This is a genomic window from Rahnella inusitata (assembly GCF_003263515.1).
GTDB classification, from domain to species: domain Bacteria; phylum Pseudomonadota; class Gammaproteobacteria; order Enterobacterales; family Enterobacteriaceae; genus Rahnella; species Rahnella inusitata.
Genome location: NZ_JYDE01000007.1, coordinates 193,745 through 215,306, shown reverse-complemented (window position 1 = coordinate 215,306; position 21,562 = coordinate 193,745). Strand labels below are relative to the sequence as shown.

Annotated in this window: 21 protein-coding genes and 1 pseudogene; 9 read left to right on the top strand and 13 right to left on the bottom strand. The window is 52.7% G+C overall.

The window, feature by feature from the left end:
* Positions 1-212 (top strand): hypothetical protein (locus TU92_RS22350; RefSeq protein WP_211182591.1); only part of this gene is annotated, 212 nt, incomplete at its 5' end.
* Here TU92_RS22350 and eutC read toward each other — a convergent pair.
* From eutC to eat, 3 genes are read right to left on the bottom strand one after another with little or no spacing between them, the layout of a single operon-like run.
* Positions 199-984 (bottom strand): ethanolamine ammonia-lyase subunit EutC, encoded by a 786-nt coding sequence (eutC, locus tag TU92_RS05265; RefSeq protein WP_112165007.1) that lies wholly within the window; start codon positions 982-984, stop codon positions 199-201. The two genes, TU92_RS22350 and eutC, sit on opposite strands and share 14 nt — an antisense overlap.
* 30 nt (positions 985-1,014) lie before the next feature.
* Positions 1,015-2,397 (bottom strand): ethanolamine ammonia-lyase subunit EutB, encoded by a 1,383-nt coding sequence (locus tag TU92_RS05260; RefSeq protein WP_112164991.1) that lies wholly within the window; start codon positions 2,395-2,397, stop codon positions 1,015-1,017.
* A gap of 21 nt (positions 2,398-2,418) precedes the next feature.
* Positions 2,419-3,828, bottom strand: a complete 1,410-nt coding sequence (gene eat, locus TU92_RS05255) for an ethanolamine permease (RefSeq protein WP_112164989.1) — start codon at positions 3,826-3,828, stop codon at positions 2,419-2,421.
* Positions 3,829-4,089: 261 nt separating this feature from the next.
* Here eat and TU92_RS05250 point away from each other — a divergent pair, with 261 nt between their 5' ends.
* Entirely contained in the window at positions 4,090-4,647 is a 558-nt protein-coding gene (locus TU92_RS05250) for a nucleotidyltransferase family protein (RefSeq protein ID WP_244207699.1), read from the top strand.
* Between the two features lie 103 nt (positions 4,648-4,750).
* Entirely contained in the window at positions 4,751-5,092 is a 342-nt protein-coding gene (locus TU92_RS05245) for a FlxA-like family protein (RefSeq protein WP_112164985.1), read from the top strand.
* Positions 5,093-5,124: 32 nt separating this feature from the next.
* On the opposite strand, the gene TU92_RS05240 is transcribed toward TU92_RS05245, so the two are convergent.
* Positions 5,125-6,051: a LysR family transcriptional regulator gene (locus TU92_RS05240; RefSeq protein ID WP_112164983.1), complete on the bottom strand. Its 927-nt coding sequence runs from the start codon at positions 6,049-6,051 to the stop codon at positions 5,125-5,127.
* Positions 6,052-6,151: 100 nt separating this feature from the next.
* On the opposite strand from TU92_RS05240, the gene TU92_RS05235 reads away from it, so the two are divergent.
* Positions 6,152-7,144 (top strand): bile acid:sodium symporter family protein, encoded by a 993-nt coding sequence (locus tag TU92_RS05235; RefSeq protein ID WP_112164981.1) that lies wholly within the window; start codon positions 6,152-6,154, stop codon positions 7,142-7,144.
* A gap of 51 nt (positions 7,145-7,195) precedes the next feature.
* Here TU92_RS05235 and TU92_RS05230 read toward each other — a convergent pair whose 3' ends face one another.
* The 3 genes from TU92_RS05230 to zipA form a co-directional block, all read right to left on the bottom strand.
* Positions 7,196-7,438: a DUF3820 family protein gene (locus TU92_RS05230; RefSeq protein ID WP_112164979.1), complete on the bottom strand. Its 243-nt coding sequence runs from the start codon at positions 7,436-7,438 to the stop codon at positions 7,196-7,198.
* 3 nt (positions 7,439-7,441) lie between these two features.
* A complete protein-coding gene (gene ligA / locus TU92_RS05225) occupies positions 7,442-9,463 on the bottom strand; it encodes an NAD-dependent DNA ligase LigA (RefSeq protein WP_112164977.1) in 2,022 nt (673 codons plus the stop codon).
* Between the two features lie 70 nt (positions 9,464-9,533).
* Positions 9,534-10,520, bottom strand: a complete 987-nt coding sequence (zipA, locus tag TU92_RS05220; RefSeq protein WP_112164975.1) for a cell division protein ZipA — start codon at positions 10,518-10,520, stop codon at positions 9,534-9,536.
* Positions 10,521-10,743: 223 nt separating this feature from the next.
* Between zipA and cysZ the strand changes: the two genes are divergently transcribed.
* The 5 genes and pseudogenes from cysZ to crr all read left to right on the top strand — a co-directional run bounded on the left by cysZ (position 10,744) and on the right by crr (position 15,721).
* A complete protein-coding gene (gene cysZ / locus TU92_RS05215; RefSeq protein ID WP_112164973.1) occupies positions 10,744-11,529 on the top strand; it encodes a sulfate transporter CysZ in 786 nt (261 codons plus the stop codon).
* 234 nt (positions 11,530-11,763) lie between these two features.
* Positions 11,764-12,728, top strand: a pseudogene (gene cysK / locus TU92_RS05205) (cysteine synthase A).
* A 400-nt stretch (positions 12,729-13,128) separates the two neighbouring features.
* Positions 13,129-13,386, top strand: coding sequence for a phosphocarrier protein Hpr (gene ptsH, locus TU92_RS05200; RefSeq protein WP_003038086.1), 258 nt, complete (start codon positions 13,129-13,131; stop codon positions 13,384-13,386).
* A gap of 50 nt (positions 13,387-13,436) precedes the next feature.
* The gene (ptsI, locus tag TU92_RS05195) at positions 13,437-15,164 is read left to right on the top strand and encodes a phosphoenolpyruvate-protein phosphotransferase PtsI (protein ID WP_112164969.1); all 1,728 of its coding nucleotides are present in this window, start codon (positions 13,437-13,439) and stop codon (positions 15,162-15,164) included.
* Between the two features lie 47 nt (positions 15,165-15,211).
* Complete coding sequence (crr, locus tag TU92_RS05190) at positions 15,212-15,721, top strand: PTS glucose transporter subunit IIA (RefSeq protein WP_056774079.1); 510 nt, start codon at positions 15,212-15,214, stop codon at positions 15,719-15,721.
* A gap of 65 nt (positions 15,722-15,786) precedes the next feature.
* Here the strand turns inward: crr and TU92_RS05185 are convergent, their stop codons facing one another.
* From TU92_RS05185 to TU92_RS05160, 6 genes are all read right to left on the bottom strand, one after another.
* The gene (locus tag TU92_RS05185; RefSeq protein WP_112164966.1) at positions 15,787-17,115 is read right to left on the bottom strand and encodes a HAMP domain-containing sensor histidine kinase; all 1,329 of its coding nucleotides are present in this window, start codon (positions 17,113-17,115) and stop codon (positions 15,787-15,789) included.
* Positions 17,116-17,119: 4 nt separating this feature from the next.
* Complete coding sequence (locus tag TU92_RS05180; protein WP_112164964.1) at positions 17,120-17,803, bottom strand: response regulator transcription factor; 684 nt, start codon at positions 17,801-17,803, stop codon at positions 17,120-17,122.
* 100 nt (positions 17,804-17,903) lie between these two features.
* Complete coding sequence (cysM, locus tag TU92_RS05175) at positions 17,904-18,788, bottom strand: cysteine synthase CysM (RefSeq protein WP_112164962.1); 885 nt, start codon at positions 18,786-18,788, stop codon at positions 17,904-17,906.
* Positions 18,789-18,974: 186 nt separating this feature from the next.
* A complete protein-coding gene (locus tag TU92_RS05170) occupies positions 18,975-19,718 on the bottom strand; it encodes a M23 family metallopeptidase (protein WP_112164960.1) in 744 nt (247 codons plus the stop codon).
* Positions 19,718-20,560, bottom strand: coding sequence for a prepilin peptidase (locus TU92_RS05165; protein WP_112164958.1), 843 nt, complete (start codon positions 20,558-20,560; stop codon positions 19,718-19,720). The genes TU92_RS05170 and TU92_RS05165 overlap by 1 nt, the downstream gene beginning before the upstream one ends.
* A 23-nt stretch (positions 20,561-20,583) precedes the next feature.
* On the bottom strand, positions 20,584-21,555 hold the full coding sequence (locus TU92_RS05160) for a hypothetical protein (protein WP_112164955.1): 972 nt from the start codon (positions 21,553-21,555) through the stop codon (positions 20,584-20,586).
* Positions 21,556-21,562 lie beyond the last annotated feature (7 nt).

The following is a 21,562-nucleotide window of genomic DNA, read 5'->3' as shown; positions in this document are numbered from 1 at the left end:
GAATCCAGCACGGCCCACCAATTCAGAGAAAAGCGCCTTTTGGCGCTTTTTTCGTATGTGAAATCCAGCACGGCCCACCACTCTTTATTTATAAAGAAGAGAGAAAAGCGCCTTTTGGTGCTTTTTTCGTATGTAAAATCCGGAGTCAATCCGTGATGGAGGCGAACCCGTTGCTGGTTCGAGCATATTCCTCATCCCCTACCCCAGCGTAAACGTCGGCACCACTTTATTGTGCAGCGCCGGATTATCACTTTCGTCTTTCAGATTCACACCGGACAGCTGGCGGTGGAAAGATTGTTCCAACAACCAGGCGAGCTTAAAAGCAGCCTGCGGGTAGTCCAGCCCTTCCGGGCGAACGTTCGAAATACAATTGCGCTCCGACTCCAGCCTTTTGGTATGCGGCCCCCAGGTCATGTAGATACCTAAACTGTCGGGTGAAGACAATCCCGGACGTTCGCCGATCAAAATCGCCACCGCCTTTGCTTTCATCACCTGCGCAATATCATCCCCCAGCGCCACCCGAGACTGATGCGCCAGAACCACCGGTCCTAACGTCAGTTCCAGCGTCCTTAAATACGGCAGCAGCGCGTTAATCAGCGGCACGGCCTGTCGATGAACGGCTTTGGAAGATAATCCGTCAGCGACGACCAGCACGATATCTGACGCCTCCCGTGCGCGACTTTGCAACGACTCGCGACTTTCCTCAGAGAGTTTGCGCCCCAGATCCGGACGGCACAGGTACGTTGCCCTGTCTGGCGCAGCACTGGCGACGGTCAGCGTTTCCAGCCCCATTTGATGAAGTTCGGTTTCCAGTGCATCACTGTCGAAAGGCTGATGCACAGCGTCACGCGCCTGCGCATGGGCTAATCCGAAACGCAGCAGTTCATCGGTCGGCAGACTTGAACCGGTTCGCCCCAGCGCAATGCGCGCCGCGGTAAACTGCCGCAGCGTTTCCCACGGATTGTTGTGGACCAGCGGCGACAGCCCTTTGTCTTTATCGGTCACAGGCTTTCCTCAGCTTAGTTGCGGCAACTGGCGCAGTAACGGATGTGACGCGCGGGTATCTTGCAAAGCACCCTGCGGATCAATAATCTTCATTTTCTCCAGCCAGACGGCAAATTCCGGCGCGTGTTTAAGCCCCAGCAACTCACGGATATACAACGCGTCGTGGAACGACGTGCTCTGATAGTTCAGCATGATGTCATCCGCGCCCGGCACACCAATCAGGAACGTCAGCCCGGCGGTGCCCAGCAGCGTCAGCAGCGTATCCATATCATCCTGATCGGCTTCGGCATGGTTGGTGTAGCACACATCGCAGCCCAGCGGCACGCCCAGCAGTTTTCCGCAGAAATGGTCCTCCAGCCCGGCGCGGATGATTTGCTTGCCGTCATAGAGATATTCCGGCCCGATAAAGCCGACCACCGTATTGATCAGCAACGGCGAGAATCGTCGGGCGATGGCGTAAGCCCGCGCTTCACAGGTTTGCTGATCGACACCGAAATGCGCATTGGCAGACAGACAGCTCCCCTGCCCGGTTTCGAAATACATCACGTTATCGCCAAGCGTCCCGCGTTTCAGGCTCAGCGCCGCCTGTTGCGCCTCTTCGAGCAGCGCAAGATTGATGCCGAACCCGCTATTGGCGGCCTCCGTTCCTGCAATCGACTGAAACACCAGATCGACCGGCGCACCGCGTTCCACCAATTTGATGGTGTTGGTGACGTGAGTCAGCACGCAGGACTGCGTGGGAATTTCAAAGCGCGTGATAATGTCATCGAGCATGTAATTGAGATTTTCCAGCAGCGGCAGGCTGTCGCTGGCCGGATTGATGCCGATGACCGCATCGCCTGAGCCATAAAGTAGCCCGTCGAGCATACTGGCGGCGATGCCCTGCAAATTGTCAGTCGGATGATTCGGTTGCAGACGCACGCTCATGTGCCCCGGCAACCCGATGGTATTGCGAAATTTAGTGATCACCCGGCATTTTTTAGCGACCAGAATCAGATCCTGATTGCGCATCAGCTTACTGACCGCCGCCGCCATTTCCGGAGTAATCCCCCACGCAACCGCCGCAAGCACGGCGCTGTCGGTTTTTTCGCTCAGTAGCCAGTCGCGAAAATCTCCCACGGTGAGATGTGAAATCGCGGCAAACGCCGTGACGTCGTGGGTATCGATAATCAGCCGCGTGACTTCATCATCTTCATACGGCACCAGCAACTGTTGCAGGAAGGTTTTCAGCGGGACGTCGGCCAGCGCCATTTTTGCCGCCATCCGCTCTTCCGCGCTGGTCGCCGCCACTTCAGCAAGATAATCCCCCGACCTCGCGGGAGACGCTTTTGCCATCAGCTCGCGTAAATCTTTAAACCGGTAGCTGCGATGGCTCAATGTGGTCTGAAACATAACGCTCCTTAGCGAATCGGGTTATTTGCCGATTTTGGCAGATGCCGGTCGCAATCCACGTAACTGCGGGTCTTCCGCCGCGTCCGTGCGCGCCTGATGTGTCAGCAGGAACCAGGCGTAGGCCAGCAACATCATGGCGGCGAAGATCAAAAACAGCAGAGTGTTGTAATAGATCATAGCCCCCAGACACACCACCGCCAACACCAGAGCCAGCGCCGGTGCAAAAGGATAGAGCGGCGCGCGGAATGGCCGGATCAGGTTCGGCTCGCTGCGCCGCAGTTTGAACAGCGCAGCCATCGAAATGATGTACATCACAATCGCACCAAACACCGACATGGTCACGATATTCGCGGTCAGCGGCTGCCCGCCAATCACAATCAGCGAATCCGAGAAAATGGCCGCAATCCCTACCACGCCACCGGCGATAATGCCCAGATGCGGAGTCTGGAAACGTGCATTCACCGTCGCCAGCCGTTTGGGCAGATACCCGGCGCGCGCCAGCGCAAATATCTGACGGGAATAGCCCATGATAATGCCGTGGAAAGACGCAATGAGCCCGAATAACCCCAGCCACACCAGCATATGCAGCCAGCCGCTGTTGCTGCCGACAATCAGTTTCATGGCCTGTGGTAACGGATCGTTGATATTCGACAATTTGGTCCAGTCGCCCACACCTCCGGCAAACAGCATCACGCCCAGCGCCAGTACGGTGAGCGTCAGGATCCCGCCGATAAAGGCTTTCGGAATGGTGCGCTGCGGATCTTTGGCTTCCTCAGCGGCCATTGATGCGCCTTCGATTGCCAGGAAGAACCAGATGGCAAAAGGGATCGCCGCAAAGATGCCGGAGAACGCCGCCGGGCTGAACGTATCGCTGCCCGCCCAGCCGCCGTGCATGAAGTTCGACATCTGGAAGCCCGGTGCAACCACGCCCATAAACACCAGCAGTTCAAAAATCGCCAGCAGCGTCACCAGTAGTTCAAACGTCGCGGCAATGCTGACGCCGAGAATATTCAGTACCATGAAAACAATGTACGCGCCGACCGCTACCCATTTCGGTTCGATGGAAGGAAACTGCACGTTGAGATAGGCACCGATAGCCATCGCAATCGCCGGTGGCGCAAAAACAAATTCCACCAGCGTGGCGAATCCGGCGACGAATCCCCCCGTCGGCCCGAAGGCTCGATAGGCGTAGGCAAAAGGACCGCCTGCATGAGGAATCGACGTGGTGAGTTCGGTAAAGCTGAAAATAAAGGCGCAGTACATGGCGGCAATCACCAGCGCGGTGATAAGAAAACCCAGCGTGCCGGCCTGCGCCCAACCATAGCTCCAGCCAAAATACTCGCCGGAAATAACCAGTCCGACGGCAATGCCCCACAGTTTAAAACTGCCCAGCGTCCGCTTTAAAACGGGAGTGACTTTCGTGGTATGCATGTGTGATCCCCTGCCCGGTGATAACTCAATTTTTGTTGGAAGAGAAAGGCCGCCGTTCTGCCCGATTTTTCTGCGGCATAATTCATCCTGCAAAGGCTGTACCACTTAACCGATCCAGCATTAACGCGGCCGGACAGGCTTCCGCTGGCCGGTTTGCTTCATTTTGGCGCGTCCGGATTGCAGCAAAATCCGAAACGGTGCGTTGCCGCGCTGTCATCAAATTTGGCTACAATGAGATCCCATTCCTGTGGAGAAGCGCGTGTGAAAGAGAGGGAGCAGCAAATTATCACCTGGCTCAGCGAAGAACCGCTGCATGTGCGGGCGCTGATGGAAGTGCAAAAACTGGGGCTGAACGATGGCTGGCTGGCGGCGGGTTTTGTACGCAATCTGGTGTGGGACCGGCTGCACGGCTACCCGCGCGTCACGCCGCTCAACGATATCGACGTAGTGTATTTCAATCCTGAGGACCGTTCAGTGGAAGCGGATGAGCGTTTAGAGCAGCGTTTGCGCGCAGCCGCGCCTGAGCTGCCGTGGTCAGTGAAAAATCAGGCGCGTATGCATGAACGTCACGGCCACGCGCCTTACGCTTCCAGCGCGCAGGCCATCAGTTACTGGGTAGAAGTGGAAACGGCGATTGGCGCGCGAATGAATGCTGACGGTCAGGTTGAACTGAACGCCCCGCTCGGACTGGAGAGTTTATTCCACTTAACGATCACGCCTAATCCGCGCCACGCTATCCCGGCGGTATTTGCCGAACGCGTCAGCACCAAAGGCTGGCTGAGGCTGTGGCCAAAGCTTGAAGTACAAGAAATGCGTTAACACTGTAAGGAATATGCAAAACCAATAAAGCCGGGCCAAACGCCGCCGATAACGCTTAAGCACCTTTACGTGCAAAATTTTATTCACACTAAGCGAGGCTATTATGAGCACTATCAGTGCCACCGGCAGTGCAGTGAGTTCGTCTTCAAGCAGTGATGCGGGCAGCAGCAGTCAGATTGCACAGTTGACTAAACAGATCCAGAAACTGACCGAACAGGTTAAGAATCTGAGCAGCTCAGGCGGCGATTCTGAAGACGTGAAACAACAGCAGGAACTGTTGCAGCAACAGATCGAAATGCTGCAACAACAGATCGCACAGATTCAGCAGCAGCAGGCGGAAAAAGCGCTGGAACAGCAGCAAAAAGCCGAAGCAGCCACTGACATCAAAAAAGAGGAAGGCGTCAACAAGCCGACCGACACCAATGCGATTGATATTTACGTCTAACCAACGTCCGGCATGAAACAGCCGGCATGGTGTCAGGGTTTGAACACACCCTGCTGGCTGCGTTTTTCACTCAGTATTAGCGCCTGATCTTTCACTACCTGCCAGATGGCCTGCGCGGCGGGCGAAAGCGACCGGTTCTTGCGCTTTGCCAGCATCAGCACGCGGTTGATTTCAGGTTCCAGCGGCCTGATTGCCAGCCTGCTGCCTTGCGGTACCGGCAACGCCAGCGCCGGAAATACGCTGATGCCAATCCCCGCTTCCACCATCGGAAATAAGGTGGCGGTATGTCCGATTTCCTGGGCGATTTCTGCCTTCACGCCCTGAGATTTCAGCGCGTTATCAATCAGGATGCGGCTGCCCGATGCGTAATCCTGCAATACCAGCCGGCAACCGTTCAGCGCCTGCCACTTCACCGACGTCTGGCTGGCGAACGGATGATCTTCCCGGCACATCAGCAAAAAAGGCTCATGCAATACCGGCTCGCAGTCGAGATCGGTATTTTCGCCGGGGTCAATCACAATGCCGAAATCCACTTCGGCATTACGCACGCTGTTGAGTACCAGCTGCTGCGCCTGATCGCGCAATAAAATGCGGATATCAGGATAAAGCCGCTCTCCGCTGGCGATGCATTGCGGCATCAGTTGGGCAGAAATGGTCTGGCTGGACGCAATCCGCACGCGGCCATTGTGCTGCGTACCGAAACTGCGGGTATCGAGCAGCATGGCGTGCAACTCATCCAGCAGCGGTTCCACGCGATTTGCCAGACGACGTCCAGCGTCGGTCAGTGCCACTTCGCGCGTGGTGCGATCGAGCAGCCGTACGCCCATTTCCATTTCCAGCTCTTTCATGCTGTGGCTGACCGCCGACTGACTCAGGCCAATGGCCTCGCCCGCCCGGCTGAAGCTGCCGTGGCGCGAAACGGCGACAAACACGCGAAGCTGTCTGAGGGAATAATTCATGAATTTTCCACATCAATGGATTAAATAAATCAATTTTTTAATTGTATCGCAGTCGCTCAGAATAGCGCTCACGATAAGATTATAAATATGAGATATCCCCATGCGCTTCTTACCCGATCGCTTCACCCTGACGCTGATTGCCACCGTGCTACTGGCGACATTTTTCCCGGCCAGCGGCATGTTCGTTGCGTTTTTCAACAATCTGACCATTTTCGCCATCGGCCTGCTGTTTTTTATGCACGGCGCCAAGCTTTCCCGCGAGGCGATTTTTCAGGGCAGTAATAACTGGCGACTGCACCTGTGGGTGATGTTCAGCACCTTCATTTTGTTCCCGGTCCTCGGCCTGCTGTTTCAGTGGTGGCATCCGGTGGACGTCAGCCCGCAGATTTACAGCGGGTTCGTCTATCTGTGTATTCTGCCTGCGACCGTACAATCGGCGATCGCCTTCACGTCGCTGGCGGGCGGGAACGTCGCGGCGGCGGTGTGCAGCGCCTCGGCCTCAAGCCTGTTAGGGATTTTTGTATCACCTCTGCTGGTCAGCCTGCTGATGCACGTCCAGGGTACAACCGGAAACGGTCTGGAACAGGTCGGGCACATCGTCCTGCAACTGCTGGTACCGTTTATTGCCGGGCATCTTCTGCGGCCTCTGATTGGCGGTTTTGTAGAGCGTCACCGCAAAATGATCGGCAAAACCGACCAGACGTCCATTTTGCTGGTGGTGTATTCGGCATTCAGCGAAGCCGTCACGCAGGGGATCTGGCATCAGGTGGGCATCGGATCGCTGCTGTTTATCGTGGTGGTCAGTCTGGTTCTGCTGGCGCTGATTCTGGTGATCAATACATACATGGCGCGCTGGATGGGGTTCAGCAAACCGGATGAAATCACCATTGTGTTCTGCGGCTCGAAGAAAAGTCTGGCGAACGGCATTCCGATGGCCAACATTTTGTTCCCGGTCAGTGCGATTGGCATGATGGTGCTGCCGCTGATGATCTTCCATCAGGTTCAGCTGATGACCTGCGCGGTGCTGGCGAAAAGGTATCAGAAGAAACAGCAGGACATGGCGCTGAAAAAAGTGCCGGTGACAGAGTCATAGGAACAAGAAAGGCGCTGACATCAGCGCCTTTTTTCGTTATGAGGTCTGACGTTAATCGTCAGTGCCGCCTGAACCCGGCCCGTTGCGACGCAGTGGATTAATCAGACTTTGCAGCCCTTCGCTTTTGATGGTCAGCGTCAGTTGCATCAGTTCACCGAGTTTTCCCTGCGGAAATTCGTCTTTGCGGGCGAACCACAGCAAATACTCTTCAGGCAGGTCAATCAGCACCCGCCCGGCATATTTGCCAAACGGCATCACCATGTTGGCGATTTGGATCAGATCTTCTTTTTCCATCGCTTATTCACCCAGCAGGCGGATCATCTCCGCTTCGTCGATAACGGCAATCCCCAGCTCCTGCGCTTTCGCCAGTTTGGATCCGGCCGCTTCTCCGGCTATCACCAGATCGGTTTTCTTCGATACGCTGCCGGAGACTTTCGCGCCCAGCGCCGTCAGGCGGTCTTTGGCTTCATCGCGCGACAGGACAGACAGAGAACCGGTCAGCACCACGGTTTTACCGGAGAACGGGCTGTCGATCTCTTCCGGTACAATCACTTGCACTGCGGGCCAGTGAATGTTGATTTCCGGGCTGAGAAGCTCGTCGATCACCTGCTGGTTATGCTCTTCCGACAGGAAATTCACCACGTGCTTCGCCACCACGTCACCGACATCCGGCACGGCTTTCAGGGAATCAATATCCGCCGCTTTCAGCGCCTCCACAGAACCGTAATGCGCCGCCAGATTAGCCGCCGTCGCTTCGCCCACTTCGCGAATACCGAGCGCATACAGGAAACGGGCGAGCGTGGTTTCTTTGGCTTTTTCCAGCGCATTCACTACGTTCTGTGCGGACTTCGGCCCCATGCGATCAAGACCGGTGAGTTTGCCGGCAGTCAGGCGGAACAGATCGGCCGGATTCTTGACGTACTCTTTTTCCACCAGCTGATCGATAATTTTATCGCCCATGCCATCAACGTCCAGCGCACGGCGGGAAACAAAATGCTTCAGCGCCTCTTTGCGCTGCGCGCCGCAGATAAGACCGCCGGTACAGCGGGCCACCGCTTCGCCTTCCACGCGTTCAACGTCGGAATTACACACCGGACAATGGGTCGGGAAGATCACTTCGCGGGCATTTTCCGGACGTTCGTCCATCACGACCCCGACAACCTGCGGGATGACGTCACCGGCACGGCGGACAATCACTGTGTCGCCAATGCGCAAACCAAGGCGTTCGATTTCATCGGCGTTATGCAGGGTCGCATTGCTGACCATCACACCGGCGACCAGCACCGGCTCCAGACGCGCCACCGGCGTAATCGCCCCGGTACGGCCAACCTGAAACTCAACGTCCTTCACCTGCGTGATTTGTTCCTGGGCCGGGAATTTAAAGGCCGTCGCCCAGCGCGGCGCACGCGCCACGAAGCCCAGCGTTTCCTGAATATCCAGCGAATCAATCTTCACCACCACGCCGTCGATATCAAAACCGAGCGTAGGACGGTCAGCTTCCACCTGGCGGTAAAATTCGAGCACGTCTTGACTGCCGGTGCAGACGCGCACGCGGTCGCTGACCGGTAAACCCCAGGCTTTCAGCTGTTGCAGGCGTTCATAATGGCTGCGCGGCAATTCACCGCCATCCAGCACGCCGATGCCGTAGCAGAAGAAGGTCAGCGGACGTTTGGCGGTGATACGCGGATCGAGCTGTCGCAGTGATCCAGCGGCGGCATTTCGCGGATTAGCAAATACTTTGCCACCGGTACGGCGTGCTTCTTCGTTCATCGCTTCAAAGCCCGGCTGCGGCATGAACACTTCGCCACGCACTTCGAGCCTTGCCGGAATATTGTCGCCCTGCAAACGCAGCGGGATCGCGCGGATGGTGCGCACGTTGGCGGTAATGTTCTCGCCGGTCGTGCCGTCACCGCGCGTCGCGGCCTGCACCAGTTCCCCATTTTCGTACAGCAGGCTCACGGCTAAACCATCGAGTTTCAGCTCACAGCAAAACGTCAGCGGCTCAGCGGTTTTCAGCCGATCCTGAACGCGCTTGTAGAATGCCAGATAGCTGTCTTCATCAAACACGTTGTCCAGCGAAAGCATTGGTACCTGATGTTTCACCTGCCCGAACTCGGACAGCGGTGCAGCTCCCACGCGCTGCGTCGGGGAATCGGCGGTGACCAGGTCAGGGTGCGCCGTTTCCAGCTCTCGCAGCTCACGCATCAGACGATCGTATTCGGCATCAGGCACTTCTGGTGCATCAAGAACGTGGTACTGATATTCGTGATGGCGCAGCTGAGCGCGTAAATGATTGATTTGTTGTTCGATAGTGGCCATGACTCACCGTGGAGATAAAAAACCCCCGCAAGCGGGGGTCTTGAAAAGGGGGATGTCACAACTGCCTGAGTCAGGCAGTCGCCTCGAGGACCTCACGGATCCGCGCTTTATAGGTTTCGAGCTTCTGCGGCGTAATCATACGACGCTCATCGTCGAGCACCATTGCACCGACATCATCGGCAATGCGTTGTGCGGACTGTAACAGCAGTTTGAAGTTCTGATGCGCATCGCCGTAGCAAGGCACCATCATGAACAACGTAATCCCCGGCGTAGAGAAGTCGGACATATTGTCAGGGTCGAAGGAACCTGGTTTGACCATATTTGCCAGACTAAACAACACAGGGCCACTGCCCGCAGGGCTGACGTGACGATGGAAAATATTCATGGCACCGAACTGGAAGCCGGACTGAAGCACGCTGTTAAGCAACACTTCACCGCCGATCACACCACCCTGATGCGCTGCGACATGCAGAACCAGAACCGTCTCTTTCAGTTTTGCTTTTTCTGCCGGCGCGTCTGGCTCAGCAGGGGCAAACGGTGACGTTTGAGGCTCTGCTTTCGCCGCAGGTGCTGCGTCCGCATGAATTTCCTGCGGAGGAACCGGTGTCTGCGGTCTCGCTGGTGCTGAAGGGGCGAAATCAACCGCAGGTTCGCGGCGGGATCCGGTTTCAGGTTCAGCAGCAGAATACCCGCTTAACAGCGGATCTTCCTGCACGGCATGATGTTGAGGCTGAGCAGGCTGCTGCGGACGTGCAGCAGGCGCTGGCTGCGCAGGGGGTGCCTGCGGCTGACGTGGCGGTGCAGACTGTTCTGGTTCATCGTACTGACCAAAAGTCGGCTCGTCCTGAGAATGAGCAGGACGCACGCGCACCTCTCCCACTCCATCGACAAAATCGTCAGACGGAGACGGGTCCCGTTCTTTTTTCATACGTTTAGCTGGACGATCGCGAAACAGCGAAGAGCGTTCTTTACGGCTGGTCCACAAACCGTGCAATAACAACGCTATTATGGCGATCGCGCCAACAACGATTAATATCAGACGCAAATCCTGCATCATTGCTATCTCTGTTGTTCTAATTCATTGCCACCACGGCAAACATATACATGTTTAACTCTATTTGCCCACGTAGATAAGTGCAAGTCTGGACACTACTTTCTGGTAAGAAACATCATAGTTGCACCTTTTTTTGCTGCTTTTTCAGCCAATACGCGGCTAGCCAGTGGAAAATCATACCGATATGATAGTCCATGTCATTCAACTCAGAGAGAAAATTTCTTTTATGACTTCATCGCCAAACGCCGCAGACCACAACGGCGTGCATTATTTCAAACAGGGCTGGACGCTCATTTCCTTATCCGGGATACGACGTTTTGTGATTTTACCCCTCGCGGTTAACGTCATTCTGATGGGCGGTGCCTTTTGGTGGCTGTTCACTAAGCTCGGGGAATGGATCCCGGCGATGATGAGCCGCGTGCCCGGCTGGCTAAGCTGGCTGGATTATCTGATCTGGCCGGTCGCAGTGATTTCTGTGGTACTGGTATTTAGCTATTTCTTCAGCACAATTGCCAATCTGATCGCCGCCCCGTTTAGCGGCTTACTCTCAGAACAGCTCGAAGCGCGGCTGACCGGAAAAGCGCCGCCGGATACCGGCATCTGGGACATCATGAAAGACCTGCCGCGCATCATGAAACGCGAATGGCAAAAGCTGGCGTATTACATCCCGCGCGCGCTGGTGCTGTTTGCGCTGTACTTTATTCCGGTGGTTGGACAAACCGCCGCGCCGGTGCTGTGGTTCCTGTTCAGCGCCTGGATGGTCGTTATCCAATACTGCGACTATCCTTTCGATAATCACAAAGTCAGTTTTGCCGACATGCGCCGTTCACTCGGTAAAAACCGAATCGACAACATGCAGTTCGGCGCGCTGGTCAGCCTGTTTACGATGATTCCGGTGCTGAATCTGGTGATCCTCCCGGTGGCGGTGTGTGGCGCAACGGCGATGTGGTGCGACCGCTACCGTTCGCTGTACGTCAGAAATAATCTGGACATTAACCCGACACGAGGATAAGCGCCTCAGGCACTTGTTTTTAATGATTTTTATCGCAACAGCCGCGTTATGCGGCTGTTGGCTTAGCTTGACTTTTGCCTCTCAAACTTATTTCTTAATAACCTATCGATATACCAAATACCAAAAGCTTACTTCACTGGAAAAGCCGTTCGCGTATGCTTTTCTGATTCCCACTAATTTCAGAGTGTTGAAAGCTTCACACCGTGGATATTTCATACAGTTAAAGGACGGGTTATGAGCAAGATCTATGAAGACAATTCATTAACAATCGGCCATACGCCACTGGTTCGCCTGAACCGCATCGGTAATGGTCGCATCCTGGCTAAGGTCGAGTCGCGTAACCCGAGCTTCAGCGTGAAGTGCCGTATCGGTGCCAACATGATTTGGGATGCCGAAAAACGCGGCATCCTGACCAAAGATATCGAACTGGTAGAACCGACCAGCGGCAATACCGGCATCGCGCTGGCGTACGTCGCTGCTGCGCGTGGTTACAAGCTGACACTGACCATGCCGGAAACCATGAGCGTTGAACGCCGCAAACTGCTCAAAGCCCTCGGCGCCACTCTGGTGCTCACCGAAGGCGCGAAAGGCATGAAAGGCGCGATTGCCAAAGCTGAAGAAATTCAGGCCAGCGATCCGCAACGTTATTTGATTCTTCAGCAGTTCAGCAATCCGGCGAACCCTGCCATCCATGAACAAACCACCGGCCCTGAAATCTGGGAAGACACCGACGGTGACGTGGACGTACTGATCGCGGGCGTAGGTACCGGCGGTACCATCACCGGGACGGGCCGTTATCTGAAAAGCAAAAAAAGCAGCGTGACGCTGGTGGCCGTCGAGCCGACGGACTCCCCTGTTATCACCCAGACGCTGAACGGCGAAGAAGTGAAACCGGGCCCGCATAAAATTCAGGGTATCGGTGCCGGCTTTATTCCGGGTAACCTTGATTTAGAACTGCTGGACCGTGTGACGTTGATCACAAATGATGAATCCATTCAAATGGCGCGCGTCTGATGGAAGAAGAAGGGATTCTGGCCGGGATTTCTTCCGGTGCCGCAGTAGCCGCTGCGGTTAAATTGTCCGAAGAAGCGGAATTTGCTGATAAAATCATCGTCGTGATTTTACCGTCCTCTGGCGAACGCTATCTGAGTACCGCATTGTTTGCTGATTTATTCACTGAAAAAGAATTGCAACAATAATGCTACATCACTAAAAGCGCTCAAAAAAGCACCTTAACGGGTGCTTTTTTGTGGGCTACGTCAAACTTTACACCACTCTGTCATTGATTTTACCCGCCAGTTTTAGTATTTAACCGGACAATTATTTCGGTGCGCGAAATTAATCGCCTTCATCCCGCCTCCCGCTGAATCGATTTACCGATTTGTTACATGAGGGAAAAAGACGGCATAATGGGGTGAGAACAGAAAAGCCTAGATCTAGGGCAAAGAGTTTTATCGCAGAGTGCGGTATTTTCTCTTTTCTGTTGCATCAGAACCAGCCCCTGAACCATAGTCAGGCGCGAATCTCTCAGGCCAAAGTGAAGCCAATACGCTAAACTTTAGCTCCACAACATTACTTTAATAAGTTGGGGAAACAACAATGTTCCAGCAAGAAGTTACTATCACTGCACCAAATGGTCTGCACACTCGCCCTGCGGCACAATTCGTGAAAGAAGCGAAAGGTTTCACTTCTGACATTACCGTGACTTCAAACGGTAAAAGCGCCAGTGCTAAAAGTCTGTTCAAACTGCAAACTTTGGGCCTGACCCAAGGTACCGTTGTGACCCTCTCAGCTGAAGGTGAAGACGAGCAGAAAGCCGTTGAACACTTGGTAAAACTGATGGCAGAGCTCGAGTAACAACAAGCCGCTCTTATATCGTTTAAACCAGTCAAGAGAAAGGTAGGGTTATGATTTCAGGCATTTTAGTATCTCCCGGTATCGCTTTCGGCAAAGCACTTCTGTTGAAAGAAGATGAAATTGTCATCAACCGGAAAAAAATCTCTCCCGATCACGTTGATCAGGAAGTTGAACGTTTCCTCACTGGCCGTGCGAAAGCGTCCGCCCAGTTGGAAGTGATCAAGACCAAAGCCGGTGAGACCTTCGGTGAAGAGAAAGAAGCCATCTTCGAAGGCCACATCATGTTGTTGGAAGACGAAGAGCTTGAGCAGGAAATCATAGCCCTCATCAAAGACGAGCATGCATCTGCTGACGCAGCCGCTTTCTCTGTCATTGAAGGCCAGGCGAAAGCCCTGGAAGAGCTTGATGATGAATACCTGAAAGAACGTGCGGCTGACGTACGTGATATCGGTAAGCGTCTCCTGCGTAACATTCTGGACATGGCGATTGTCGATCTGAGCTCCATCCAGGATGAAGTCATTCTGGTTGCGACCGATCTGACGCCTTCAGAAACAGCACAGCTGAACCTGAACAAGGTGCTCGGCTTCATTACTGATTTGGGTGGCCGTACTTCTCACACCTCAATCATGGCTCGCTCACTGGAACTGCCTGCTATCGTGGGTACCAGCGACGTGACCAAACAAGTCAAAAATGATGACTATCTGATCCTCGATGCCGTCAACAATAAAATCTACGTTAACCCGACTGCCGATATTATTGACGAGCTGAAAGCGGTTCAGAACCAGTACATCTCTGAAAAAGACGAACTGACGAAACTGAAAGACTTGCCAGCCATTACACTCGACGGTCATCAGGTTGAAGTTTGCGCCAACATCGGTACCGTGCGCGACGTCGCCGGTGCAGAGCGCAACGGCGCTGAAGGTGTCGGCCTGTATCGTACTGAATTCTTGTTCATGGATCGTGACAGCCTGCCTACCGAAGAAGAGCAATTCCAAGCTTATAAAGCCGTTGCTGAAGCGATGGGTTCACAAGCTGTTATCGTGCGTACCATGGACATCGGCGGTGATAAAGACCTGCCGTACATGAATCTGCCAAAAGAAGAAAACCCGTTCCTGGGCTGGCGTGCAATCCGTATCTGTCTGGACCGTAAAGAAATTCTTCACGACCAGCTGAAAGGTATTCTGCGTGCTTCTGCTTTCGGCAAACTGCGCATCATGTTCCCGATGATCATTTCTGTTGAAGAAGTGCGTGAACTGAAAGCAGAACTCGAGATGCTGAAAGCTCAGCTGCGCGAGAAAGGCCAGGCATTCGATGAAACTATCGAAGTTGGCGTGATGGTAGAAACTCCGGCAGCCGCCGTGATTGCTCACCATCTGGCAAAAGAAGTCGATTTCTTCAGTATTGGTACAAACGATCTTACCCAGTATACTTTGGCTGTGGATCGCGGTAACGAGCTGATCTCTCATCTTTACAACCCAATGTCTCCGTCTGTACTTGGCTTAATCAAGCAAGTTATTGACGCATCTCATGCTGCCGGTAAATGGACAGGGATGTGTGGCGAGCTAGCCGGTGACGAACGTGCTACACTTCTTCTATTGGGCATGGGATTAGACGAGTTCAGCATGAGTGCTATCTCAATTCCACGCATCAAGAAAATTATTCGCAATACAAACTTCGAAGATGTGAAAGCGCTGGCAGATGAGGCTCTGGCTCAACCTACGGCGCAAGAGTTGATGAACCTGGTTAACAAGTTCATTGAAGAAAAAACACTCTGCTAATTGCGCGATGCTGTAAAGCTGCCCAAATTAATGCTTAGGAGAAGATCATGGGTTTGTTCGATAAACTGAAATCATTGGTTTCTGATGATAAAAAAGACGTTGGCACTATTGAAATCGTAGCGCCAATCTCTGGTGAAATTGTCAACATTGAAGATGTGCCAGACGTTGTTTTCGCTGAGAAAATCGTCGGCGACGGTATTGCAATCAAACCAACTGGCAACAAAATGGTTGCTCCGGTTGACGGCACTATCGGTAAAATCTTTGAAACTAACCATGCTTTCTCAATCGAATCCGACAGTGGCATTGAACTGTTTGTTCACTTCGGTATCGATACGGTGGAACTGAAAGGCGAAGGCTTCAAACGCATCGCTGAAGAAGGCCAACGTGTGAAGAAAGGTGATTTGATTATCGAGTTTGATCTGGCTCTGCTGGAAGAGAAAGCGAAGTCTACCCTGACTCCGGTTGTCATCTCTAACATGGACGAGATCAAAGAGCTGATTAAACTGACTGGTAGCGTGACTGTGGGCGAAACCCCAATCATCCGCATCAAGAAGTAAGTCGCTCAGCGATAAAGAAAACGGCGCTTAAGCGCCGTTTTTTATTGCTCGAATTCAGAGAGTCTTTACTGAATCTTCCAGTGGGGAACCTGCAGACTGATCACCAGCCCGTGCGGCTGGGCATTACGGGCATCTACTTTGCCTTCATGCGCCACCATCACCTTACGGGTGATTGCCAGCCCCAGACCGTAACCTTTGCCTGATAACGGCGACTTGACGCGCACGAACGGGTCAAAGATGCTCGAGAGCTTGTCTTCTTCCACACCCGGCCCCTGATCGGCCACTTCAATCTGCAAGAAGTCTTCAAAATGCGCCAGCGAAACGGTAATCGTTTGCCCGCGGGCTGAGAAACGTAACGCGTTACGTACCACATTATCAACTGCACGACGCATCAGTTCCGCGTTGCCTTTCACGGTGTAATCCGCGTCATCCGGCGTTTCAGGATGCATAGCAATTTCCACACCCGGTAACTGCGCTTCATAACGAGCATCATTGACCACCGCTTCGACCAGCCCGAACAGATCGAAATATTCTTCATCAGGAATTTCGCTGCTTTCTGTTCGTGACAGCGCGAGCAGTTCACCGATCATCTTATCCAGGCGCCCTGCTTCATGCTCTATGCGGCTCAGAGACGTTTCTACATTCGACGGATTCTGCCGCGCCAGACCGATCGCCAGCTGCAAGCGAGCCAGCGGCGAACGCAGCTCATGTGACACATCGTGCAGCAGTTCTTCGCGCGCTTTCACCAGCACTTGTAAACGTTCGGCCATAGAATCGAAATCACGCGCCACTTCAGAAAGCTCGTCGTGACGTTTCCCCATGCTGGAGAACAACCGCACCGATAAATCACCCTGCGCCACCCGTCCGAACGCTTTACGCATTTGCAGCATCGGCCGGGTCAGGTTCCATGCCAGTACCGCACTGAACAGTAATCCACCCAGGCCGCCCAGCCATAGCAGCGGCGGCGGCATGTTCAGCAGATCTCTGTGCCGGCGTGGCCGGTATTCGTGCATCAGCCCCTGAACGTCGTAACGCAGGCGATAGCCTTGTCCATCCGGTCCCTGAACAAATTCGACGACTTCATGGGGGATTTTGCCCGGTTCCAGATCCTGCACGGTATTGCCCTGCGCCGGCAGCAGTGAAGGCGTTACCGAAAACAGTTTGCGGTCGCTCTCCGGCCAGTTGGCCATCATGTTATTGAGCGCAGGCATTCCACCGGTATGCAGCATCGAGACGGCCGAGTTGATTTGCAACTTAACGAAACGCCGTGCTATGCCGCTTTCCGGCGGTTCATGCGGATTATAAAAGGCGAATACCACCCAAAGGCCCTGGGTGATGGCAACGAAAGTAAACCAAAATCCTAAGAGGATTTTCCAGAACAACCTTCCGCGCATACGTTTATCGGATCCGGTAACCAATACTGCGCACCGTCTCAATAGTCAGAATATCGCCACCGTCCAGTGATCCCAGTTTTTGACGAATATTACTGATATGCACGTCAATGCTGCGGTCGTATGCTTCACGTGGGCGTCCCAGACCTTTCTCGGACAATTCATCTTTGGAAACAACACGCTCCGGGGAACGTAAGAGCAGTTCAAGCAAGTTGAATTCGGAAGCGGTCAGATCGAAAGGCACACCGCGCCATTCGCTGCTGCGGGTGGCAGGATTGAGCGTCAGATCGCCGTAGTTGACCGATGAGGAATCTGAGTGTGATTCCTGCTGCTCTTCCACACGACGCAGCACAGCACGCAGGCGGGCCACCAGTTCACGCGGATAACACGGTTTTGGCATGTAATCATCCGCGCCCATTTCCAGACCAATCACGCGATCGATGTTGTCGCCTTTGGCGGTCAGCATGATGATCGGCAGACGGCTGTTTTTACGCACCTGGCGTAGCACATCAATACCGCTCATGTCAGGTAACATAATGTCGAGGATCATTGCGGTGTATTCGCCAGACATGGCGCCTTCCACCCCCGCTTTCCCGGTCAGCACCAGTGAGGCGTCAAAGCCTTCGGCAATCAGGTATTCGCTGAGCATGGTGCCTAACTCGAGATCGTCATCGACTAACAAAATTTTCATTATTATTCCGCCTGGCTAAAATTCTGGTCATTTTTACCACTAAGCATGCAATGCGCAGCCGCTTTTACTCTAATTTTACATTCTAGTGATGAATATAGGATCAGAGATCAAAAACGCCAGTCGACAGATAGCGATCGCCACGATCACAAACGATCGCAACGACAACGCTGCCTGGGTGGCTTTTTGCCACACGTAATGCACCCGCCACGGCACCGCCGGAGCTGACGCCGCAGAAGATACCTTCTTCACGCGCCAGCGCACGCATGGTGTCTTCAGCTTCCGTCTGGCCCATGTCCATGACGTCATCGACCAGTTCAGGTTTGAAAATACCCGGCAGATATTCCTGTGGCCAGCGGCGGATCCCCGGAATGCTGCTGCCTTCAGAAGGTTGCAGGCCGACAATGGTGACGCCCGCATTCTGGCTGCGCAAATAACGGCTGACGCCGGTAATGGTACCCGTTGTGCCCATACTGGATACAAAATGCGTGATCCGCCCCTGGGTCTGCTGCCAGATTTCCGGGCCTGTGGTGGTGAAATGAGCGAGGGGATTGTCCGGGTTATTGAACTGATCCAGCACTTTTCCCTGTCCCTCCTTTTCCATGTCCAGCGCCAGATCACGTGCGCCTTCCATACCCTGCGCGCGGCTAACCAACAGCAGCTCTGCGCCGTAAGCCCGCATTGAAGCCTGACGTTCGAGGCTCATGTTTTCCGGCATCAGCAATTTCAGCTTGTAGCCCTTCAGCGCAGCAATCATTGCCAGCGCAATACCCGTGTTTCCACTGGTGGCTTCAATGAGCGTATCGCCGGGGTGGATTTCTCCGCGCTTTTCCGCCTGCTCAATCATGAACAGCGCTGCGCGATCTTTTACCGAGCCGGCAGGGTTATTGCCTTCCAGCTTAACCCAAATCTCGCTGTCCAGACCTTTGGTCAGGCGCTGTAATCTCACCAGAGGGGTGTTACCGATAAATTGTTCGAGCGTACTCACTGGGACTGGCCTTATGACAGGGCGTTATTGACGATGCCAATACGGAATTAAGGGAATTCAGACGTAAAAAAAGCGACCTCAGGGCCGCTTTTTAAGCCTGCTGCTCAAGAAAAATTAACAGCAGGAAGATTGATTGGCAAACATTGTTAGTTTGCCATAAACAGAAAGGGGAAAGACGACGCCCTGTTAATTGCCGATTTTTTGTAAGCTGTAACGTTTACCGTTATTTACTACTCTGAATTCTTTGAAAACTTTGTCTCCGGGATTAACTAAAACCAGCTTTTTCCCTTTTTTCACCCCGATCACGGGGCCCCCCGCTTTCTGGGTGATAAAGACAATTCGAGCCTCCTGAGAAACCTCCGGTTCAGCTGCCTCCCTTGATTTTTTTACCATCTGCATCTGCGCCGACAGAACGTAACGGGAAGGCGAAAAGTATACCAAACCGGGATCTAAAGATTGCCCTCTGTAACTGAGCTCCAGATGCAAATGAGGTCCGGTAGTTCTACCGGTGGTACCGGATAATGCAATCACCTGGCCTTTGGACACGGGTTGATTGACAGAAACGTTAAATACGCTCAGGTGCAAATATTTGCTGACCCAGCCATTTTTATGGGTAACAACAAGATAGCGCCCCGAAATCGGGTCACTGCCCACTTTTGTCACCACCCCGCTCTGAACTGCCAGCACCTTGCTATGTAGCGGAGCTGCAAAATCGGTACCATTATGCGTCGCGAAACGCGCAGTCACCGGATGAAAGCGGCGCCCAAAGCCGGACGTCACGCGTAAAGGCACCTGCAGCGGTGAGGCGAAAGAAAGCTGGCCGCTATAACGCAGCGGTGATACACCGTCCACGTTATCCGTCTGCACACTACCGTAGGCTGATACAGAACAGACCAGAATCATCCATAAACTCTTCAGCCCTAATTTCATCACTGTACAATATTCACATGGAAAAGAATCAACGTGGCTACTGCAATAGCAGGACCATAAGGAATGTAATTGTTCTCTTTAATTAGCGGGCTTTCAGAGACACGTAAAATCTTTTCGTAATAAGCCCATGAGACGAAATAAACAAACCCGCCTACTACCGCTGAAATCAAAATCAGTTCAGGCAGCAGATCCAACCCTAACCACGCCGATGCTGCCGCGTACAGTTTAACGTCACCGTTGCCAAGGCCATCCTGGTGACGAAATTTTTTGTACAGCGTCATTACGGTGTACATCAGTGCCCAGGACACCACTATTCCCAGAACAGACTGTTGCGGTTTTACAGGGATAATTCCAAATACCGAAGCCAGAACGCCACCCCACAGCAACATGTATACCAGAGGGTCAGGCAGATAAAGGGTTTTGATGTCAATAACCGCCAGCGTATAGAGAACACAGAATAACCCCATGCAAAACACAAATTCAGTCACACTGATACGTGGTACTAAATAAAAAGCCATAACAAAGAACCACAACCCGACCACCGCTTCGGTGATCGGATATTGTGCGGAAATGCCGTTGCCGCAGAAACGGCATTTCCCTTTTAACAAAAGCCAACTGATGACCGGTATATTATCCCGTTTCAGTACTGGTTTTTCACATTGCGGGCAATGAGAAGGTGGCCACCAGAGATTCACTGGTTTAGCCCCCTCATTTTCTTCATCATATTGAGCAAGCATCATCAATGGCAGGCGATAAATGACCACATTGAGGAAACTGCCTATAACTAACCCAACAATCAATGCCAGTATTGGGTAACTGGAAAATAATATAAACTCAGCCACAACGACCTCAGTAATTTAGCATATTAATGACAATTCACATCTTTGCCAGTTTTAGTATTTTTTAATTTATTAAAACTCATGCTGCTGTTTGTATACATAGCATCATTAAAGTCACCTTTGGCAAGTATGGCTATATTATCCAGAGATAGTAGATCCACAGTAGATCCTACAGCCATGCCAGGAATCGCTTTATAGGTACCAAACGTAGTGCCATCTTTTTTATTATAAAGCTCAGACCGGGTCACTTTAAGTCTTGTACCATCCTCAGATGAAATTGACTCACCTTCCCAAACCATAATTTTACTTAACCAATTCGGAACATTGTAATCAGTTGCCCCACTTACGACCTCAATGTGTAACATTTTATAATTCCTAATGGGGATACGCATTGTAATAGGGGCGCGGTCGATATAATCCATATAGGTGTCGTCACCATGCTCTGTTATTTCTGTCAAAACGTTGAGGTTACTTTCCCCATATTTTTTGGCAAGAGAAGGATAGTCAGACTTGGTATCCGACCAACTACGAACAGGTTGTTGAGCTACGTTCTTTCTGAGCAGCGCTCCCGTAACAGGACCTGAAACATCCCCTGCCGGGTAATTTGCTATGCGTGCTGCTAAGCCTGAGGGTGAATTATGACCTTTTCTTTCGACTGGGTATTGCGATAAGTCAGTCTCAGTCTTGATAAAATTCCCGGTGTATTCTCTCTTATCATTAAGGACATACATCACGTTAACAGCCAGAGGTCTTCCGTGATCACCATACCACTCATACTGATAATTCGTTCTATTCTGAGTCGTTATAGCGAGAGACTCATACGGACCTGGGCAGGCATTCATATTAGACATACCGGAAGGTACGACATATTTGAAACTGCCCGATTTTGCATCTGTTGAGGTTCCGGCATGGCTCATACCTGATACGCCGAGACCAACAACAAGAGATATTATCGCTGAGATTAATTTTTTATTCTTATCTGACATGTTATTTTTCATAAATAAT

What these genes read in the sequence shown, in the direction of transcription:
- TU92_RS05260 (WP_112164991.1), bottom strand. Translation starts at nt 2,397, where the DNA reads ATGTTTCAGACCACATTGAGCCATCGCAGCTACCGGTTTAAAGATTTA.
- eat (WP_112164989.1), bottom strand. Translation starts at nt 3,828, where the DNA reads ATGCATACCACGAAAGTCACTCCCGTTTTAAAGCGGACGCTGGGCAGT.
- TU92_RS05245 (WP_112164985.1), top strand. Translation starts at nt 4,751, where the DNA reads ATGAGCACTATCAGTGCCACCGGCAGTGCAGTGAGTTCGTCTTCAAGC.
- TU92_RS05240 (WP_112164983.1), bottom strand. Translation starts at nt 6,051, where the DNA reads ATGAATTATTCCCTCAGACAGCTTCGCGTGTTTGTCGCCGTTTCGCGC.
- TU92_RS05235 (WP_112164981.1), top strand. Translation starts at nt 6,152, where the DNA reads ATGCGCTTCTTACCCGATCGCTTCACCCTGACGCTGATTGCCACCGTG.
- TU92_RS05230 (WP_112164979.1), bottom strand. Translation starts at nt 7,438, where the DNA reads ATGGAAAAAGAAGATCTGATCCAAATCGCCAACATGGTGATGCCGTTT.
- ligA (WP_112164977.1), bottom strand. Translation starts at nt 9,463, where the DNA reads ATGGCCACTATCGAACAACAAATCAATCATTTACGCGCTCAGCTGCGC.
- zipA (WP_112164975.1), bottom strand. Translation starts at nt 10,520, where the DNA reads ATGATGCAGGATTTGCGTCTGATATTAATCGTTGTTGGCGCGATCGCC.
- cysZ (WP_112164973.1), top strand. Translation starts at nt 10,744, where the DNA reads ATGACTTCATCGCCAAACGCCGCAGACCACAACGGCGTGCATTATTTC.
- ptsH (WP_003038086.1), top strand. Translation starts at nt 13,129, where the DNA reads ATGTTCCAGCAAGAAGTTACTATCACTGCACCAAATGGTCTGCACACT.
- ptsI (WP_112164969.1), top strand. Translation starts at nt 13,437, where the DNA reads ATGATTTCAGGCATTTTAGTATCTCCCGGTATCGCTTTCGGCAAAGCA.
- crr (WP_056774079.1), top strand. Translation starts at nt 15,212, where the DNA reads ATGGGTTTGTTCGATAAACTGAAATCATTGGTTTCTGATGATAAAAAA.
- TU92_RS05185 (WP_112164966.1), bottom strand. Translation starts at nt 17,115, where the DNA reads ATGCGCGGAAGGTTGTTCTGGAAAATCCTCTTAGGATTTTGGTTTACT.
- TU92_RS05180 (WP_112164964.1), bottom strand. Translation starts at nt 17,803, where the DNA reads ATGAAAATTTTGTTAGTCGATGACGATCTCGAGTTAGGCACCATGCTC.
- TU92_RS05170 (WP_112164960.1), bottom strand. Translation starts at nt 19,718, where the DNA reads ATGAAATTAGGGCTGAAGAGTTTATGGATGATTCTGGTCTGTTCTGTA.
- TU92_RS05160 (WP_112164955.1), bottom strand. Translation starts at nt 21,555, where the DNA reads ATGAAAAATAACATGTCAGATAAGAATAAAAAATTAATCTCAGCGATA.